Source organism: Nonomuraea sp. NPDC049141, from assembly GCF_040648415.1.
Lineage (GTDB): Bacteria > Actinomycetota > Actinomycetes > Streptosporangiales > Streptosporangiaceae > Nonomuraea.
The window spans coordinates 196,172-214,594 of the sequence record NZ_JBEZDR010000016.1 but is presented as its reverse complement, the minus strand read 5'-3'; the positions used below and the strand labels follow the sequence as shown (position 1 = coordinate 214,594).

At 64.5% G+C, this 18,423-nt stretch carries 17 protein-coding genes and 2 pseudogenes; 12 read left to right on the top strand and 7 right to left on the bottom strand.

Annotated elements, in window-relative coordinates; genetic code table 11:
- Nucleotides 1-17 precede the first annotated feature (17 nt).
- Nucleotides 18-1,202, top strand: coding sequence for an imidazolonepropionase (gene hutI, locus AB0B91_RS41010; protein ID WP_358332062.1), 1,185 nt, complete (start codon nucleotides 18-20; stop codon nucleotides 1,200-1,202).
- A 252-nt stretch (nucleotides 1,203-1,454) separates the two neighbouring features.
- Nucleotides 1,455-2,296: pseudogene (locus tag AB0B91_RS41005) on the top strand (IS5 family transposase).
- Between the two features lie 150 nt (nucleotides 2,297-2,446).
- On the opposite strand, the gene AB0B91_RS41000 reads toward AB0B91_RS41005, so the two are convergent.
- Nucleotides 2,447-3,289, bottom strand: a complete 843-nt coding sequence (locus tag AB0B91_RS41000) for a LysR substrate-binding domain-containing protein (protein ID WP_358332059.1) — start codon at nucleotides 3,287-3,289, stop codon at nucleotides 2,447-2,449.
- 147 nt (nucleotides 3,290-3,436) lie between these two features.
- Here AB0B91_RS41000 and AB0B91_RS40995 point away from each other — a divergent pair, with 147 nt between their 5' ends.
- Together AB0B91_RS40995 and AB0B91_RS40990 are read left to right on the top strand one after the other, a co-directional pair.
- Nucleotides 3,437-4,156 (top strand): SDR family oxidoreductase, encoded by a 720-nt coding sequence (locus AB0B91_RS40995; protein WP_358332056.1) that lies wholly within the window; start codon nucleotides 3,437-3,439, stop codon nucleotides 4,154-4,156.
- 189 nt (nucleotides 4,157-4,345) lie between these two features.
- Nucleotides 4,346-4,702: a hypothetical protein gene (locus AB0B91_RS40990; RefSeq protein ID WP_358332053.1), complete on the top strand. Its 357-nt coding sequence runs from the start codon at nucleotides 4,346-4,348 to the stop codon at nucleotides 4,700-4,702.
- 742 nt (nucleotides 4,703-5,444) lie between these two features.
- Here the strand turns inward: AB0B91_RS40990 and AB0B91_RS40985 are convergent.
- Nucleotides 5,445-6,113 (bottom strand): helix-turn-helix domain-containing protein, encoded by a 669-nt coding sequence (locus tag AB0B91_RS40985; protein WP_358332051.1) that lies wholly within the window; start codon nucleotides 6,111-6,113, stop codon nucleotides 5,445-5,447.
- Between the two features lie 162 nt (nucleotides 6,114-6,275).
- Between AB0B91_RS40985 and AB0B91_RS40980 the strand changes: the two genes are divergently transcribed.
- Genes AB0B91_RS40980 through AB0B91_RS40970 form a run of 3 tightly spaced genes read left to right on the top strand, consistent with a single transcriptional unit; the run spans nucleotide 6,276 to nucleotide 9,171 of the window.
- Complete coding sequence (locus AB0B91_RS40980; RefSeq protein ID WP_358332048.1) at nucleotides 6,276-7,484, top strand: cytochrome P450; 1,209 nt, start codon at nucleotides 6,276-6,278, stop codon at nucleotides 7,482-7,484.
- The gene (locus tag AB0B91_RS40975) at nucleotides 7,481-8,416 is read left to right on the top strand and encodes an ATP-binding cassette domain-containing protein (protein ID WP_358332045.1); all 936 of its coding nucleotides are present in this window, start codon (nucleotides 7,481-7,483) and stop codon (nucleotides 8,414-8,416) included. The genes AB0B91_RS40980 and AB0B91_RS40975 overlap by 4 nt, the downstream gene beginning before the upstream one ends.
- On the top strand, nucleotides 8,413-9,171 hold the full coding sequence (locus tag AB0B91_RS40970; protein ID WP_358332041.1) for an ABC transporter permease: 759 nt from the start codon (nucleotides 8,413-8,415) through the stop codon (nucleotides 9,169-9,171). The genes AB0B91_RS40975 and AB0B91_RS40970 overlap by 4 nt, the downstream gene beginning before the upstream one ends.
- A 194-nt stretch (nucleotides 9,172-9,365) precedes the next feature.
- On the opposite strand, the gene AB0B91_RS40965 is transcribed toward AB0B91_RS40970, so the two are convergent.
- From AB0B91_RS40965 to AB0B91_RS40955, 3 genes are all read right to left on the bottom strand, one after another.
- Nucleotides 9,366-9,494: a hypothetical protein gene (locus AB0B91_RS40965; protein ID WP_358332038.1), complete on the bottom strand. Its 129-nt coding sequence runs from the start codon at nucleotides 9,492-9,494 to the stop codon at nucleotides 9,366-9,368.
- Between the two features lie 162 nt (nucleotides 9,495-9,656).
- Nucleotides 9,657-9,923 carry a hypothetical protein gene (locus tag AB0B91_RS40960; protein ID WP_358332035.1) on the bottom strand — a complete coding sequence of 89 codons (267 nt, stop codon included), beginning with the start codon at nucleotides 9,921-9,923 and terminating at the stop codon, nucleotides 9,657-9,659.
- Between the two features lie 248 nt (nucleotides 9,924-10,171).
- Nucleotides 10,172-10,465, bottom strand: a complete 294-nt coding sequence (locus AB0B91_RS40955; RefSeq protein ID WP_358332032.1) for a hypothetical protein — start codon at nucleotides 10,463-10,465, stop codon at nucleotides 10,172-10,174.
- 354 nt (nucleotides 10,466-10,819) lie between these two features.
- Here AB0B91_RS40955 and AB0B91_RS40950 point away from each other — a divergent pair, with 354 nt between their 5' ends.
- Complete coding sequence (locus AB0B91_RS40950; protein ID WP_358332029.1) at nucleotides 10,820-11,065, top strand: winged helix-turn-helix domain-containing protein; 246 nt, start codon at nucleotides 10,820-10,822, stop codon at nucleotides 11,063-11,065.
- Between the two features lie 508 nt (nucleotides 11,066-11,573).
- On the opposite strand, the gene AB0B91_RS40945 is transcribed toward AB0B91_RS40950, so the two are convergent.
- Complete coding sequence (locus AB0B91_RS40945) at nucleotides 11,574-12,677, bottom strand: DUF3578 domain-containing protein (RefSeq protein ID WP_358332026.1); 1,104 nt, start codon at nucleotides 12,675-12,677, stop codon at nucleotides 11,574-11,576.
- A 194-nt stretch (nucleotides 12,678-12,871) separates the two neighbouring features.
- On the opposite strand from AB0B91_RS40945, the gene AB0B91_RS40940 reads away from it, so the two are divergent.
- Nucleotides 12,872-13,288, top strand: coding sequence for a hypothetical protein (locus AB0B91_RS40940; protein WP_358332023.1), 417 nt, complete (start codon nucleotides 12,872-12,874; stop codon nucleotides 13,286-13,288).
- Nucleotides 13,289-13,380: 92 nt separating this feature from the next.
- Here AB0B91_RS40940 and AB0B91_RS40935 read toward each other — a convergent pair.
- Nucleotides 13,381-14,162 (bottom strand): annotated as a pseudogene (locus AB0B91_RS40935) (transposase family protein).
- Nucleotides 14,163-14,742: 580 nt separating this feature from the next.
- On the opposite strand from AB0B91_RS40935, the gene AB0B91_RS40930 reads away from it, so the two are divergent.
- From AB0B91_RS40930 to AB0B91_RS40920, 3 genes are all read left to right on the top strand, one after another.
- Nucleotides 14,743-15,303: a DUF4365 domain-containing protein gene (locus tag AB0B91_RS40930; RefSeq protein WP_358332020.1), complete on the top strand. Its 561-nt coding sequence runs from the start codon at nucleotides 14,743-14,745 to the stop codon at nucleotides 15,301-15,303.
- Nucleotides 15,300-16,493 (top strand): hypothetical protein, encoded by a 1,194-nt coding sequence (locus AB0B91_RS40925; protein ID WP_358332017.1) that lies wholly within the window; start codon nucleotides 15,300-15,302, stop codon nucleotides 16,491-16,493. The genes AB0B91_RS40930 and AB0B91_RS40925 overlap by 4 nt, the downstream gene beginning before the upstream one ends.
- A gap of 165 nt (nucleotides 16,494-16,658) precedes the next feature.
- Nucleotides 16,659-18,164, top strand: a complete 1,506-nt coding sequence (locus AB0B91_RS40920; protein WP_358332014.1) for an ATP-binding protein — start codon at nucleotides 16,659-16,661, stop codon at nucleotides 18,162-18,164.
- Nucleotides 18,165-18,423 lie beyond the last annotated feature (259 nt).

Sequence of the window (18,423 nt, the reverse complement as noted above, 5' to 3'; positions counted from 1 at the left end):
ACACGGTTGGTGGCACGATGGGAAGCCTCCTGATCACCGGGATCTCCACGCTGGTCACCAACGACCCCCTGCTGGGTGAGGGCCCGCTCGGGCTCATCACGGACGCCGCCGTCGTCATCTCCGGCGGCTCGGGCGTCTCCGGTGAGGAGATCGCCTGGGTGGGGCCGGCTTCGCGGGCTCCGGCGGCGGATCGGATGTACGACGCCGACGGCCGAGCCCTGCTCCCCGGCTTCGTCGACTCCCATGCCCACCTGGTCTTCGCGGGTGACCGTACAGCCGAGTTCGACGCGCGGATGCGCGGCCTGCCCTACACCGCAGGCGGGATCCGCACGACTGTGGCGGCCACCCGCGCGGCGAGCGATGAGGAGCTGTCGGCCGGGGTAGCCCGCCTGGTGCGCGAGGCACTGCGCCAGGGCACCACGGTCATCGAGTGCAAGTCAGGCTACGGCCTTACCGTCGAGGACGAGGCCCGCCTGCTACGCATCGCCGCAGAGCACACCGACGAGGTGACCTACCTCGGCGCGCACGTCGTACCGGCCGAGCACGACCCCGATGCGTACGTGGAGCTGGTGACCGGCGGGATGCTGGACGCTTGCGCTCCCCATGCTCGATGGGTGGACGTCTTCTGCGAGCGAGGGGCCTTCGACGGGGACCAGGCGCGGGCCGTACTGGAGAGTGGCATGACGCGTGGCCTCGTGCCCAGGATCCACGCCAACCAGCTCAGCTACGGACCAGGCGTCCAACTCGCCGTCGAACTGAACGCCGCCTCCGCCGACCATTGCACCCACCTCACCGACGCGGATGTGGACGCCCTTGCCTCCGGGACTACGGTCGCGACTCTGCTGCCGGGGGCTGAGTTCTCCACCAGAGCCCCTTACCCGGACGCCCGTCGCCTTCTGGACGCGGGCGTGACGGTGGCACTGTCGACCGACTGCAACCCCGGGTCCAGCTTCACCACCAGCATGCCGTTCTGTGTCGCCCTGGCGGTCCGGGAGATGGGCATGACTCCCGACGAGGCGGTATGGGCGGCGACACTGGGTGGAGCGCGGGCGCTGCGGCGCGACGACGTGGGCCGGATTGTGGTGGGTGCGCGCGCCGACCTGATGCTGCTGGACGCTCCCTCCCACATTCACCTGGCCTATCGACCGGGCGTCCCGCTCGTCTCCGCCGTCTGGCAGCGCGGCCGCCAAGTGGTGGCCTAACCGGCTCCACCCAGGACTCGCACGTCGCGCCGACGTCCGGCTGACAGTGCGGAGACGAGCGCCCTCCAGATAGTGCGGCGACCGGAAAGGTTCACCGGGTTGCTCGCCAGTCGACGTGGTCAACTGAGCGCCGAGCGATGGCGAGTAAGAGGCCGCGCGGATAGGCCGTTGGGGTGGGGCGGGAAGTAACAGAAGCACGGAGCCTCAAGATCATCGAGGTGCATGCGCTCGGTAATCAGAACGAGGTCGTCCGTGCCTGTCCTGCCATCTTGGCTTCTCGAACCGCTGTGGGTTCAGTTCGAAGCCCTCCTGCCCGACCGGCAGACCTACGCCGCCTCGCATCCGCTGGGCTGTCACCGTCGGCGGATCGCCGACCGGCTTGTGTTCGACAAGCTGATCCAGGTGCTGCGGTTCGGGTGCTCGTATCATGCGATCGCCGACACCACCTGCTCGGCGACCACCATCCGCACCCGCCGTGACGAATGGATAAAACTCGGGGTGTTCACCCAGCTCAAGCAGATCACGTTGGATGCCTACGACCGGATCGTCGGCCTGGTCTTGGAAGACATCGCGGTGGACGGCTGCATTACCAAGGCGCCCGGCGGAGGCGAGCTGGCCGGACGGTCCCCGGTCGATCGGGGCAAGCAGGGCATGAAACGCTCGCTGCTGGTCGAGGGTACGGCATTCCGCTAGGGCGAGTGCTGGCCCCGGCCAACCGCAACGACTCACCTCTGCTGGCGCCCACCCTGGACAAGCTGGAAGGCCTCGGCCCGCTACCGGAGGACATCACCGTGCATCTGGACGCCGGCTACGACTCCGCCAAGACCCGCGAGGAACTGACAGCACGCGGCATGCACGGCGAGATTGCCCACAAGGGTGACAAGGCGCCTATCCAAGCAGGTCGGCGCTGGCATATCGAGCGAACGAACGCCTGGCACAACGCCTTCCACCGGCTGGCCCGCTGCTACGAACGCCGCGAAACCGTAGTCCACGCACTCTTCGACCTCGCTGACGCGATCATCACCGTGCGTAGCTTGATTCGCCGGTCCTGGACCACCCATCGCTGGGACGACCGCCCACACCGGCGCCGCTGAAGATCAGCATTCCAGTGCAAGCTTTAGTGCTCGGGCCGCGCCCGGACATAAGGTGAGCAGCACGAGAACACAACTCCTCGGACAAAGCGGTGCCCGAGCGGCCCCGCGCAGCGAACTGGCGAAGGAGCGGACATAGATCGGCCCGGTGCGTCAGGTGTCGGTGAACCGCCCCGGATAGTGGGCGTTGGCGCGGGCGGCGCGGGAAAACGCAGTTATCAGTGGTGAGCGGCGGGCCGCGTCCCAGGCGAGGTTGACCTGGTCGGGTTCTATGTCGGTGACGGGAACGTAGGCGATGTCGGGGCGGGTGTAGTAGGCGGCGATGGACGCCGGAAGGAACATGATTCCGTGCCCGGCCGCGATGTGCTCGAATTTCTCTTCCACGGTGCGGATTGGGGTTCCGGACGCGCCGATATCGAGGTAGCGAATGTGCGTTTCACCGGCGAGGTCGGCGGCGGCCAGGGACTCCTTCCCCGCCAGCGGATGGTCCGCGCGGAGCGTGGCCAGCCGGGCTTCGGTGTACAACGGGGACAACTTCAGTCCTGTCTGGGCGATGGGCGGCCGTATGTAGGCGATGTCCACCGTTCCGTCGAGGATCACGTCGGCCTGGTCGTCCCATTCGATGTGCCGTACGTCGACGGTGACGTCGGGGTACTCGGCGGTGAACGCCCGCACCGCCGACGTGACAACGATCCCGGTGCGGAACCCGACAGCGAGGCGACGCGGTCCGCGGGCGGCACGGCGGACCCGCCGGCGGGTGGCCTCGGCGGCGGTGAGCAGGTTCCGTGCGTCGTCGAGGAGCTGTCGGCCCGCCTCGGTCAGGGAGACGCCGTGGCTGTCACGGACGAACAACTGCGCGTCCAGGTCGTGCTCCAGGGACCGGATCTGCCGGCTCAGTACTGGCTGGGCGATGTGCAGATCCTCGGCCGCGCGGCTGAAGTGCAGCCGCTCGGCGACGGCCACGAAATAACGCATCTTCCGCAGATCCACGTCCATCGTCGACCTCCCGTCACTCGATGGCGATGTCTTGAGGGTATCGCCGCGGGGCGAAGAGGTCTTGGACAGTCAGGTCAGTCGGGCCGCACCCTTGATTGCGCCGGACCTCATCCGGGTCATGGGCAATCGAGTCATAGGGGAGCTGACATGAGCTTGATCGGAAAGCGGATCGTGCTGGTGGGCGGAACGTCGGGTATCGGGCTGGCGACTGCTGAGGCCGCCGCACGCGAGGGTGCGCAGGTCGTTGTCGCCTCCCGCAGGCGGGCCAGTGTCGACGGGGCGCTCGCTCGGCTGCCCGAAGACGCCGAAGGCCACGTGCTCGACGTGACCAGCGAGGAGCAGGTCCGTGACGTCTTCCACCGGATCGGCGCCTTCGATCACTTGGTCTTCACCGCCGGTGAGACGCTCTTGGTCGAGGAACTCGCTGTGGCCAGCGTCGAGCGGGCCCGCCGGTTCCTAGACATCCGCCTGTGGGGGGCGTACACGGCGGTCAAGTACGGCAGCCCCGCGATCCGAGAGGGCGGTTCGATCGTGCTGACCACGGGAGTCGCCGGCCGCCGGCCGCACAAGGGCTTCACCGCGGCGGCGAGCTTGTGCGGCGCCATGGAGGCGCTCACCAGAGCCCTCGCCGTCGAGCTCGCACCGATCCGGGTGAACGTCGTCTCACCCGGTGTCGTCCGCACCGACCTGTGGAGTGACATGCCCGAAGCGGACCGCGACGCCATGTACAAGGCCATGGCAGAGACGCTCCCTGCCGGACGAGTGGGCGAGCCCGACGACATCGCGGAGACCTACCTCTACCTGATGCGCGGCGGCTTCAGCACCGGCTCGGTCGTCATCGTCGACGGTGGCACCGTCTTGGTCTGACCACGGGCAAGCTGCGGGGACGGGCGGCACCATGCCGGATCGGCGCCGCCCGTCGCGAAGCCAGCAGCAACCCGATGATCTTAAGGCCCCAGCCTCTGTGCCACTTCCCCTGACCAAGCCGCCAATCCGCGCGAGCTCTAAGCCTAGAGAGCTGTGAACCTTGAGGTTGCAGCGAACATCTAAATGCACATGATGAAGACCTTTGCTCTGGGCCTGGTGGCCGCGGCAGTCACGGGAGCGCTGCTGACCCACCCCGCCGAGGCGTCCGTCAAGCAGTACTCCCACCCCTGCCAGGGAGTCAGCCACTGCCAGAACGAGAAGACTGACGGTGAGGAGTGGATGGTGATGACACCGAAGAAAAACTGGAAGAAGGTCATCTATCGCTTCCACCACCTCACCAAGCAGGCACGCTCGGTCTGCGGCAGCGGCAGCGGCACCGGCAAGAAGCTGCACATCGCGATGATCCTCACGGCTCCCGGCAGTTCCAAGAGTAAGACCGTCGAGATCGAGGCCTCGGGACGCACCCCCCGGAAAGACTGCTTCTAGCCTCTATAAACGCCAGATCATCTATTGCCCAGGCGAAAGCCCGAGGCCAGTGCGGTGATCGGAAGCCGATGTGCCTTCGCTGGAATTGCGCAGTTAGCGGGCGCGCGTGCTCGGGCTTGTTCGATCTTTGCTTATCAGCGCCTCCCAGAAGGCGCCCACGGGTACGGTGACAAGGGCCAACCACGGGCTCAACGCCAGTAGCAGCGATAGTCCCACCTGCACCAGCGTGTTCCGGCCGAACCCGAGTACGCCGTGCTCGTAAGAGTGTGGCTCCGAACGGCCCGCCCTGGCCTGCTCCTGGTCGAGCGGAGAGTTCAAAACCGTGGTCGCGGGGCCGGCAAGGCTGGGGTCTGACAGATCCGATGACAGCCTCCCGGGCAGGAGGACCAACAAGGCCGGCGCCAGTATGGCCAGGACGGCCAACCCCAGGCCCCATAACAGCGCAGGCCAGGAGAATCCCAGCAAGATCGCGGTTGCGACGCCGAAAACGAGGAGCGGGGCCGCACCTGTGACCGCTTTGCTCTTCAGCCGGGCCTGCGCCTGGCCCCACTGCCACGAATGACTCTGTGGCGCGAGTCCCATTTATGCCTCCTCGGCCGCAGACTACCGATCTCAAGGGGAGACGATCTAGACGGGACCCGGGTTCCCGCACGACCCCGATGCGTACGTGGAGCTGGTGACCGGGCCGATGCCGGACGCCTGCGCTCCAAGCCGTCAAGTTGCGATCAATCCGCTGGGCCGATCACGACAGCAAGCCGCGCCAACGCTTGGCCGACTCCAGCGTGTCCAGGCTGATCCGCTCCAGGTACGCCCCGCCCTTGGCCAGCCGGCGCCCCACGGGTGTGTCGAGCCCGATCGTCTCCGCCGCCGTCTTCGCGGCCGCCGCCGCCTCGAGCGACTGCTGCGAGCTGATCACCATCGAGTGGTACCAGGTGTCGTCGTCGACCACGTAGATGTCGCGACGTCGCTGCGGATCGCGCTCGCGCCTGATCACCCCCTGCTGGATCAGGTAGCCCACGGCCATGGAGACCGAGGCCGGGCTGACCTTCAGCCTGCGCGTCAGCTCGGCCACGGTGAGCCTGCCGTCCTCGCTCAGCCACAGGCTGAGGAGCACACGCGCCATCATCTTCGGCAGCCCCATCCGGACCACCATCTCGATCATCTCGTCTCCCACCTCGCCCGCGTTGCCGTCCGACGGCCCGGCTGTGGATAGGGGGGTCGGTGTGCCGCGCCGCGCCCGGCGCTCAGCCGCCCGGTGCGCTTGCTCGGGCCGGTAGCCGCCGGGGCCGCCGTTGCGGCCGACCTCCCGGGTGATCGTCGAGGTCGGCCGGTCGAGCCGCCTGGCGATCTCGGCATAGGCGAGTCCTTCTGTGAGACCGGCCGCGATGCGCTGACGGTCCCGTTGGGTCAACCTTCCTCCTGGCATGACGCCATTGTTGCCTTCGCGGCCATCGATTGCAACGAATCATTGCGTTCGGCCCCAGCGTCATTGCATTGATTTTCTGGCGTTTACCTGCACTAATGCACTTCTCCAGATTGACATCTATTCTGAATGCAACGTAGCTTTCAAGGCATGTCGAACACGTACTATCGTGATGAGCCGGTCGCCCCGTCCTTCGACCGCGCGCCCGCCTGCCCCTTCGACCCCGCCCCCGAGGTCACCGCCCTGCGCGCCGAGCAGCCGATCGCCCGGCTGGCCGCGCCCGAAGGCGCCCCCGGCGTCTGGCTGGTCACCGGCTACGGGCTGGTCCGCCAGATCCTCGCCGACCCGCGCTTCAGCTCCCGCTACGAGACCCAGTACTTCCCGATGGCCGGCGGGCACCTGCCGCCCGCCCCCGTCGGCGACCTGACCGGCATGGACGCGCCCCAGCACACCCGCTTCCGCAAGATCTTGGCAGGCAAGTTCACCGTCCGCAGGATGAACCTGCTCACCGAGCGAGTCACCGAGATCACCCGTGAGCGGCTCGACGCGATGGAGCGACAGGGGCCGCCCGCCGACCTCATCGAGGTCTTCGCCCGGCCGGTTCCCGCCCTGATGATCTGCGAGCTGTTAGGCGTGCCGTATGAGGAGCGCGACCAGTTCCAGACTGAAACGCGGACCCTCTCGGACGACCCAGAGCCCGAGGCGCAGTACGCCGCCTTCATCGAGCTCGGCAAGTATCTGCAGGACCTGGCGCTCGCCAAGCGCGCGAAGCCGACCGACGACCTGCTCAGCGACCTGGCCACCGGCAGCGACCTGACCGACGAGGAGCTCGGCGGCGTGGCCGCCTTCCTGCTCGGCGCCGGCCTCGACACCACCACCAACATGCTCGCGCTCGGCACCTTCGCCCTGCTACGCAACCCGGCGCAGCTCGCCGCCCTGCGCGACGACCCCGGCCTGGCCGACAGTTCGGTGGAGGAGCTACTGCGCTACCTGTCCATCGCCGCCACCGGCATGCGCGGCGTCCTGGAGGACGTCGAGCTCGGCGGTACGCGGCTCAAGGCCGGCGACACGGTCTTCATCGCGCTCAACGCCGCCAACAGGGATCCGGACAAGTTCGCCGACCCCGACATGCTCGACCTGCGCCGCTCGGCTGCCGGGCACCTCGCGTTCGGCCATGGCATCCACCAGTGCCTCGGCCAGCAGCTCGCCCGCGTCGAGATGCGCGTCGCCTTCCCCGCGCTGCTCACCCGATTCCCGACGCTACGGCTCGCCGTACCGGACGAAGAGGTGCCGTTGCGCACCGACCCCGCGCAGATCTACGGCGTACGCAGCCTGCCCGTCACCTGGGACCGGGCATGAGCGCTGTCCCTGCTGTCTCAGTGGCGGGACTGCGCAAGTCGTACGGCTCGCACCGCGTCTTGGACGGTATCGACTTCACCATCCCGCAGGGCACGATCTTCTCCCTGCTCGGCCCCAACGGCGCGGGCAAGACCACGGCCGTGCAGATCCTGTCCACCCTGATCAAGGCCGACGCCGGCGAGCTCTGGGTGGCCGGGCACGACCTGGCCAGAGAACCCGACAAAGTGCGCGCCGCGATCGGCGTCACCGGCCAGTTCTCCGCCGTGGACAGCCTGCTCACCGGCGAGGAGAACCTGCGGCTCATGGCCGACCTACTCCACCTCGGCCGTTCCAGAGGCCGCACGCGCGCTCGCGAACTCCTGGAGCGCTTCGACCTCATCGACGCCGCAGACAAGCCGGCGGCCACCTACTCGGGCGGCATGCGCCGCCGGCTCGACCTCGCCATGACCATGGTCGGCACGCCCAAGCTCATCTTCCTCGACGAGCCGACCACGGGCCTGGACCCACGCAGCCGCCGTACCATGTGGCAGATCGTCAGGGACCTGGTCCAGCAGGACGGCGTGACCATCTTCCTGACCACGCAGTACCTGGAGGAGGCCGACGAGCTCGCCGACCGCATCGCCCTGCTCAGCCAGGGCGAGCTGGTGGCCGAGGGCACCGCGGAGGAGCTCAAGCGGCTGGTCCCCGGCGGCCACGTCGTCGTGCGCTTCGCCGACGCCGACGGCTACCGCAGGGCGGCGCCCCACGTCGGCGCCACCTCGCGCAACGACGCGGCGCTCACCGTCCAGATCCCCAACACCGGCGGCGTCAAGACGCTGAAGAAGCTCCTGGAGTGGCTGGACGACCAGGCCATCGACGTCGCCGAGTTGACGGTGCACACCCCCGACCTGGACGACGTCTTCCTCACCCTGACCAAGGAGCCTTCCCGATGAGAGCGGTCACCGACTCGGCGACGATGCTGCGCCGCCAGGTCAAACACATCTGGCGGTACCCGTCGTTGGTCCTTACGTTCGCCGGTGTCCCGGTGGTGTTCCTGCTGCTGTTCGTCTATGTTTTCGGCGGCACCATGGGCGCGGGCATCGGCGGCGACCGCGCGGCCTACGTCGGCTATCTCACCCCCGGCATCATGATCACGACGATCGCCGGCGCGGCGCAGGGGACCGCGATCTCGGTGGCCACCGACATGGCCGAGGGCATCGTCGCCAGGTTCAAGACCATGGCCATCGCGCGCGTCTCGGTGCTCACCGGGCACGTGCTCGGGGCGATGGTGCAGACGTTCATCGCGATCTCGGTGGCGACGCTGGTGGCCCTGCTGATCGGGTTCCGCCCGTCCGCCTCGGCGTTGGACTGGCTCGGTGTGGTCGGGGTGCTGGCCATGTTCACCTTCGCCATCACGTGGCTGTCGGTCGCGCTCGCCATGGTCTCCAAGAGCGTCACCACGGCCAGCAACCTGCCGATGCCGCTGATGATGCTGCCGTTTCTCGGCAGCGGCTTCGTACCGACCGAGTCGATGCCGACCGGGTTGCGGTGGTTCGCCGAGAATCAGCCGTTCACCCCTGTCATCGAGACTCTGCGTGCCTTGCTGGCGGGGCGTCCGGCCGGCTCCAGTTTTGTGGAGGCGGCCGTTTGGAGCGCGGTCATCGCCCTGGGCGGATACCTGTGGGCACGGAGGCTCTACAACCGATGAGAGTTGCCGTCTGGCTGGGCACTGGCCACGCCCTTGCCTGGGGTGTCGGCCCTCCGAGCAAGATCCCGATCGGCCAACGGCACGCGCGCCAAGTCTGTCCCCTCCCGCGTCCGTCGATCGGCCGATCGAGTGAGCGGTCAAGGACGTCCTCTTCGGGTGGACACGGAAGGCTCACGCCGGCGTCATGTCCTTGATCACCCGAAATTGCGGAAGCTGACGTCGACCAGAAACAGGCACAGGAGTACCGTCAGGCCAAGGACAGCGAAAATCGACAGCATGACGGCGGTGACCACCAATCTGTCTTTCCACAGCTTCGATATCACCGCCCCATGATCTCATGGGACGAGTACGCCTTGATGATCACACTGTGCGCGGCATTCTCGTCGGCCTGTACCCACGAACCCCAGGCGCGAATGGCCGCTGCTACCGGTCGCGCTGGAATCCATGGGCATCCTCACCTTTGAGGTAAGGGCCTCATCACGTACTCAATCTCGTCCAACGGCGCTGTCCGCTACCACGGCAGCAGGTCGCAGGTCGTTCCAGTGATATCCGCAGTTCTCCGCGGGAAGGCCCTCGAACGTGTGCAGAGGATCAATTTCCAGGTCGCACAATCGCTGCTCTTGCGAAAGCGCGTGGTGGGCCAGGGCCTTGTTCATGGCGCTCGTCACGTCAGTCGCCTCCACGACCCAGGTGTAGGGCGCCTCTCCGTCGAATTGCTCCGTGCCGGCGATGGTCACCGTGAAGGTCTTCATCTCTTCTGGCTCCTTCGGTACTTCGACGTGCAGCACCATGCGGGCGGAGAGCCCAGGTGGATCGGACTCTCGCTTTGGCGAAGACGGGTCAGCGGGCACTCTTTACAGGGGAGTGGGACTCGATCTTCGAGCCCGCGAGCCAGGCTGCGCCCCTGAGCACGAATTCCGGATTGGTCCCGATCAAGGACTCGCACTTCGTTTCCGCAGACGCGGCGGACGAGCCCAGGGAGGCGTCCGCCGCGCTCCGCTCACCGGGCCTCGCCTTGGAGGATCTGATCGAAGGTACGTTTGGCGACTGCGTTCAACGTCCACGCGGTTTCGCGGACGGTGCCCTTCTCTCGGTCCGTACGGCGGACGAAGCCCTGGCCGGCGGTGGCGCACAATTCGTACGTCATTCGGCGGCACTCGCAGGTGTGTGAGACCACGCGGATACGCTGAGCCCGCTGGGTCGGTTCGTACCAGGTCAGCTTGACATGGCCCGGCTGGGGAGACGCGACGTGCGGACCATGGAAGTCGGGGATGATCTCATCCCGCCATGTCACCAAGTCCGCCCCTCGAAGATTTCGACGAGGTTCTTGAGTGCGATGTCGACGCGAGCCATGACGAGTTCGCGGATGTGATCGCCGCCTGGAGGCAGCCGGTAGCCGTGCTTCTCGAGTACGGCTTGGATCTCGGCTGTCAGGCAGGACCCGAATCGTAGGTCTGTGATTGGGTTACCCATGGGTCGGACCTCCCGTGTCCGATCAAGGGCCCGTCTTGGCGTTTGGGTCGCGAGGACGGGCCCGACTCCCTTGAAGGACTTGCAGTGCTCAGGCTAAAGCAAACGTCTGCAAACGTCCGCCTCTGATTGCGAACGTGGGCGAGTGATGGGCCACGGATGCGGACATTTACGGTCTATGTTCATGACGATCGACCATGAGGGGCCGGTACCGCTCTATCGCCAGCTCGCAGACCTGCTGCGGACACAGATCGCGGACGGCACACTCCCGCCCAACCGGCCGATCCCGACCGAGCAGAGGTTGATGCACGAGCACGAAGTGGGCCGCGACACCGTCAGAAAGGCCATCGGCATCTTGCGCGAAGAGGGCTTCGTCATCGCGATCCAGGGCCGCGGAACCTTCGTGGCGCCCCGGGAGAACTGACCTGAGCCGTCCTGATGCCCACAGAGGAGGGACTTTCAAGCACCTGAAGTCGCCCGTGGCTCCGGGATGAAGGCCTAGAGGTACGTAGGGCCGTTCGAGTTGGACACTGAAGAGCCGTGCGCGGAGCGGGTGCAACCCAACAGGGCAGGGGTCTCACGGCGCGTCATCGTCTTCCGAATGCCGACCTGATGCTGCTGGACGCCCCCGCCCACGTCCACCTGGCTTATCGACCGGGCGTCCCGCTCATCTCCGCCGTCTGGCAGCGCGGCCGCCAAGTGGTGTCCTTCCGACTCCAAGTAGGACTCGCACGGTCGCGACGACGTCCGGCTCTTTGTTGAAGTAGTGGAAGCCGAAGCGGATCCGGTCACTCAGGGGGGTGGCTCGCAGGCCGTCCTCGCGCAGCCGTAGGGCGAGGTAACCCCCGCGCTCTCCAAGCGCGAGTGCTGTGGAGTATGTCGGCGACCCTGCGCTCTGAGGTCCTCCGTCCCAAGCGGCGAGTGCCGCTTAGCTACCCGGAGTTACTAACCGCCTGACACAGCTGGTCGGAGAAGGCGCGCCGAGTGCCCACCCATTGGTCGCCTTGCCTCCAGACGACGGCGATGTTGTGGGCGTCGAGCAGCCCGACGCTGAGATCACCAACAGTTTCGTTGAACACTGCTACAAGAGGAACAGCCGCATTGTTGTTGTGGTGCAGGTAGCGGTAGGCGAGTAGCTGTCCCAGGGCTTCCCGCGCGGCATCCATGCCCTTGCCGTCTCTAACAATCTTGATCTCGATGAGCCACTTGGCTCCGTCCCTCAGGGCGAGCATGTCTCGGGGGTGCACTTTCGTCGTGGGGATGAAGCCGCAGCGGGTCAAGTAGTCGCCGTATTGCTTGACGAGCGTCTCGTGGGTGCGGCTCTTTGTAATCAACCCGCCTCGGATGTATTGCTCATAATCGGCGTCGTTCTTCGGTTTGAAGAGTGGCAGGAAGTCGTCCGGCTCGCTGGGGGTGGTTGGCACGTTGGGCGCGATCGGCATCTCCCGGCCGGCGGCAGACAGGTGGCGTTTGGCGTCCAATGCGAGGTCGTACAGCACGAGAAAGCGGTCGAGATCGGCTTCCATGACTTGGAGCGAGGGGAGGTCGTCGGCTTTGTAAGTGCGGGCAAGGATATTGCCATATTGGTAGCGCTTCGGTCGTTGTGCGCTGTCGGGGAGCAGGATTGCCTCTTCTAGGTCCTCCCAGGCTTTAGCGGGTAGCGCGCTGCGGATGTCCTTGGCGAAGGTCTCCATCTTCGCTCGGCCGGCGCGTGCGCCGAGCTCCTTCACCAGATGCTCCGACCCTTGATTCAGGCTCAAGATGACGGTGCCGAACTCAATGGCGAACAGATAGACGATGTAGACGCCGTGCTTGGCGCTCTCGGTCTCCCTTCGGTTGAATACTGCGATCCACGGGACGAAGGCGGTACTGCCCATGCCGCCGCTGCCCTTGGCGACATAGCCGCCGCGATCGGCCGGCAGCCGCGCCGCCATCTCTCGATGGGCACTCCTCAGGAGCCTTTGAGCCTCGCTCTGGGCATCGAGCTCGGGGTCATACGTAGAGGCAATCCGAGCGATCAGTTGACGAAGATCCACCGCTGGCTCCTTCGACTGGACGTCTCCAGTGAAGATAGCGACTCAAATGCGACATTTTGATCACGTGTCGTCTGCTGGCATCGGACAGCAGACCCAGAGCAGAAGAGGGCCGAGGCTGTGCGCCGAAACTTGTGCTTTCGCCGTGGGCAGCCGAGAGAACTCGAGCCCGTCGGTGGACACCTCTCACTCACCGCATGCTGGTCAAGGCTCTCCCTCTGGTCGGCAGTGCTCGCGCGCAGCGTCGACGGGCGGTGAGTCATCCGGGCGTAGCACCGCGCCTGCAGGGTAAAACCACTGCGGCGGACCTGGGCGCCTGCCTGTTCTTCGAGGACGAGGCTGGGCAAGGGTTGAGGCCGCTGAAAGGATGCACCTGGGCACCAGTCGGCTCCCGCCCGGTAGTAACGGTGCGCGGCAAAGGCTCCGGCCGCGTCAACATGGCCGCAGTCGTGGCCTGCCGCATCGGCGAACGGCCGCACCTGTTCTACCGCCTGCGCATCTACCGTGGCCGCAAGGGCGAGCCCAAATCCTTCTCCTGGATCGACTACCGGGACCTGATCACGGCCACCTCCAGCACCTGGACGCGCCGTTCATCTGGTGTTGGGACAACTTGAACGTGCATCTGGCCCTCAACTCGCCGACTGGTTAGGCATCATCCGGTTACCGACCCATGCACCCGAGCTGAACCCCATAGAGCGAGCTCTTTTCATCCTGAGTAGCGCCCTTCTTCCACGAGCTGCAGGACAAGGATCGCTTGCACGAGCGCGGTCGCGCGGTGCGGGCAGCAGCGCAGCTTGGTCAGTACCTTCCAGGGCTTCAGGTCGCGACGGCGCGCTCGCCGATGGCTCGGATGCGGGCGTGGGCGCGGTTGACGTCGCGCTGGCCGCGTGACAGCCAGGGACGATGGCGATGCCGCTTGAAGGGTGTGCGGATCGTGCCGCCCGCGCCTTGATAGCCCTTGTCCGCGAAGGTCTTCACGCCGGCGCTGGTTAAGGCGTCGATCAGGCCGATTGTTCGAGCGGCGGTCACGTCGTGGGTGGCGCCGGGCAGCGCAGGTGAGGCCCACACCAGCCGGCCGGCCGGGTCGGCCAGCAACTGCACATTCACCCCGTGCTGCTTGTGTTTGCCGCTGTAGTACGGCCGTTCGTCGGCCAGGCGGTCGACCGGGACGAGGGTGCCATCCAGGATGGTGTAGGCCAGCCGGGATGCGCGCGTAGCGGCGGCGTGCACGTCGTCGGCCAGGGCGGCCAGCAGATCGACGGCTTCGCAGATGTAGCGCCAGGCGGTGGTGGTGCCGATGGCGAAGCCGCTGGCCAGGCGCGCGTAGGTATCGCCGTTGCGCAGATGGGCCAGGACCAGCAGCGCTTGCCGGGCCGGGTCTAGCTTCCGCCACCGGGAGCGGCGTTCGGCGCGCCGGATGCGGATGAGTTCGGCCAGGCGGATCAAGGTGTGGTTGGACAGTGGAATCGCGGCACGGTAAGACAGCAACGAGGCTCCCGGTTGGGGCATCGGATCTTGGTCGACTGCTGTCTTACCGGGAGCCTCCTCTCATGCCAACCCTCCCCAGGGTGCACCCCTATCGACGTGCACAATCAGGTTGGAAAAGCCTCAGGGAGTCTGGTCGCTGCTCCGGCGGGCCTTGGCCAACTTCGCCGCCGCCGACCTGACCGGACTCGTCCGGATCGTCAAACACAAACTGAAGAAGATCCAGTGCCAGCCTTATCTGCTCACCGGCTGCCTGGCCCAGACGGACTCACTCTCGAAACCCCGGCGAACCCATGACCGACTCTACGAATTCAACCTGTGTAGCGCGCTTCCTCAGCCCAAGCCGAGTCGGAAATATCCCCAAAACGACGCCCGTTCTCACCCATCTCGAGCACGGCAAGCTCACCTGAGCCGTTGGATTATCTCGAATTAGTCCCTATTTGTCTGGTTATGAGAGCCTCTCGGTGCTTTTCGACCAAATAGTTTGAATCGCCCATAATGTCACAAGCTTGGCATTGGTGGCGTCTCGGCGCTGGTGCGGGTTAGATTTGGCTGTCCTTGCGCCGTCTTGGGAGCCGCATGTATGACCCTTGAACGCAACGCAGCCGACGATGGCTCGCTCGTGGTGCGAGGAGACATCCCCAAGACGGAATGTATGCAGACGCTGCAGATCGGCTATCTCCATGCGGTCGCAGCCGCAGCTGGATGCTCTCTCCAGCCTCACCACCAGGACTATCGCGGAATTGACTGGGATGTGACACATGGTGCCTCCTCGCACATCTCCGAGGAGAAAGAGGCCACGATCAAGGTTCAGCTAAAGGCAACCACCCAGTATCCGCTTCCGCCTGACGGAGAGGACTTCGCATTGACGCTGAGCAACCGACATTTGGGGAAGCTCAACTACCAGAACCCCTCGATCCCCAGGTTGCTGGTCGCCATGCTTACCCCCGCGGACATGGAACAGTGGGTCAAGGTGGATCACGACTGGACCGAGCTGCGTCGTTGCTGTTATTGGGTGAACCTCGCTGGAGTTCAGCTGAGTGGGAGGGATCGCACTACTATTCGAATCCCCACGGAGCAGATCTTCGACGATGTTTCCCTGTGTGAGATCATGATTCGCGTTGGGGCAGGAGGGACACCGTGACTCAGGCCGAAGACTCTCAAAGCAGCCCGGTATCGCTTGACCCCTCGAACTTGATCAGTCTTCTCGCTGTGGCGGGCTGGGACAAGCAGGGGGGGCGGTCCAACGTCTACGAGCGATGGGCGGTACGGGAGGACAACGAGATCTTGTCGGTTCTCGTCCCTCTTGATCGCACGCGTGACGATTACACCGATCTTCTCGAAGAGGCAGTGTCATCCCTTGAGCGATCACGACTTGCCAGTGCGCATAGAGTGCTCTCCAGACTCCGTGCTCCTGGTGATGAGGTTCAGTGGCAAACAGAACCACACGCAGTTCGCGGTTTGATTCCATGGCTTCACGGAGAGGCCATGATTGCTTCCGCGAAGCAAATACTCGTTGCGGCAGCGAAGGCGGCCCGGCATCCTTCGGCATACCACGGCCAAAGGGAATGGAAGTTCGCCCGTGAGTATCTCGAAAAGGTGCTAATGGGGCAAACTCAGGTAGGGAGTTATGTAGTCACCGCCTATACACCGGTCGGGCAGATTCGAGAAACTGGCGGGGTAAATAGAGAGGTCGAATCAAACCCTGGAGGGACGACGACCGGCCGAGACGTAATGGAGCGACTGACTTCGTCTCTAATTGCCATCAGGGAGGGCGTTGATCACTTCACGAGCACTGGGTCCCTGTCGGGGTTTGACGCGGGGATAGTCAAAGGAGTTTCTTGCGAGCTCACACGTGCTCTGTCTGCCCTCGTCAAAGACTCCGACGGTGCGCGAGTGTCCGTGAACTGGTCTCCTGCAGGCCGGCCACTGGTTTCGTCCGGCAGCACCTGGCAAATGGACTTCATTCCAGATGATCTACCTGCGCTAGAGAGGGCTAGCTCTCGGCTCGCCACAACCGAACCGCGCCGTATGGTCGTAATCGTTGGAACGGTCACCAATCTCAGCCGTCCCAGACTTAAACAGCATGGGACGATCATTCTCAACGTAATATACGGCGTTGACGTGTCGCGAGTTCGAGTTCGGCTTTCCAGGGCAGATTATGAGCACGCGATTTCTGCCCACAAAGAAGGCGATCTGCTGCGAATCACTGGCACTTTGGAGAAGGAGGGAAATAACTATTGGCTATACGACCCAACAGAACTTGGCCCCGTTGAGGCGGGCGCTCTAAATGAGATGTTTGGATCGGATGACACTGGTCGCATGTCCGACTGAACTAATTTCATTAGAGCTCTCTCTAGCCGATGAACCAATGGAGCCAGCAGCATATCCGGCTAAAAGGCGCAATCAGTCCTTGTGTAAGGGGCGTTCCAGCGGTCTGATCATATTATAGGCGCTTCTCACTCCAGGATTCCGTCCGGATGTATAGGAGATTGCAGCATGTCGACGTGGCATGAGCAGGTGCCGACAAGCGGTTCTATTGAGCTGCCTCCGGATCCGCGGGCGCTCGACGGCCTCGGCCGTAACCACTCCCTAGCAACCGCGCTTGCCGACATCGTGGACAACTCGATCGACGCAACCGCTTCGCATGTCTTGATCCGCTTCATTCGGCGAGGCGGTCGATTGCATGGCCTATACGTGGTGGACAACGGCGACGGAATGGGCGCCTCTGCGCTCGACACAGCAATGACGGTGGGAGGTCGACGCGAGTACAGGGCCAATGATCTGGGCCGATTCGGCATTGGCATGAAGGCTGCCTCGTTCAGTCAGGCTCGCAGCCTGACTGTGATCTCCAAGACGAGCCGCACTGTGCCCGTGGGCCGCCGATGGGAACTCGATGGCGATCGCAAGGGGTTCCATTGCGATCTTGTTTCGTCCGGCTTCTGCGCGGATGAGTTCGACAGGTCATGGGACATTCCTGATGCGGACACGGGAACCGTGATTCGGTGGGACAACATCACTGGCTTCCCCTCGACCGATGATCCAGTACGTGTAGAGAAATTCATCAGCCAGACGGTAAGTGAAATCCGCAATCACCTCGGCTTGGTCTTCCACCGCATTCTGGAAGCAGACCGAGTCCACGTGTCCATCGACGTGGAGGATGTCGACATCAACGTGCCGGGACCGCGTTTCGATGTTGAATCGTTGAATCCCTTCGGCTACCTCAGGTCAGGCAATAGCGCCTACCCCAAGGAACTGGTCGCGGTGACATCGACCGGCGTCGAGATCAGATTTGCGTGCCATCTCTGGCCCGGACGTTCCAAGCTGCCGCAATTCAGATTGAGCAGTGACCCTGCTGACCGCCAGGGCCTGTACTTCTACAGGAATGATCGCCTGCTGCAGGCGGGCGGGGGTTGGGATGGCATCCACATGCCAGACAAGGCGCTTCAGCTGGCCCGGGTCGCTATCGACATCGACGATGACATCGTTGGACTATTCCGTATGAACCCAGAGAAGTCTCGAGTCTTGGTCGGGCCTGAGTTCGGTGCCTTGGCCGACCAGGCCAGGGCCGAGGATGGCAGCGGTTTCACTCAATACTTCACCGACGCCGAGCATGCATATCGAAGATCGCGGCAGCGAGACCGCAGACGGACTCCGATGTTTCCGCCTGGTAAGGGTTTCACCCCGATCCTTCGAGGTGCGATCGAAGATGAAGTCCCCATCCTAGAGCGGGAAGAGCCCCTCAATATCAAGTGGCGGCGCTTCGACGACGACTCAGTGTTTGAGGTCGATAAACAGGCCCGGACGCTCTGGCTCAATCAGGCATACCGTCCAGATCCCGCAGGCGAACGGCGAAGCGTCAATGATGCTCCGCTACTTAAAGCGCTGCTCTACCTGCTGATGGAGAACCTCTTTCATGGCGAACGCATGGGGCCTAGCGATAAGGACAATATCCAACTCTGGCAGGAGATCCTGACTGCCGCGGCACGAAGTGGGCAGTCGTGATCGCAGAGTCTGGCCGGCAAGTCCGGGTCTTCGCCGGACGGGATATGTCTCCTGGTCTCGCCCGAATGTCTCTAGCAAAGAGGATTCCACCTGCGGAGCTCTCCGAGATCCGCAATCGGCTTGACCATTTCGGTTCCACGGGTGGATGCTCTACTTGCGAATTCTCAGAACCGTACTCGGAGGCTTCCATTGACATCTTCGCTGACTGACGCCTACCTAGCCGCACTAGACGCGATGCATCGTAGTGGACCACGCGATC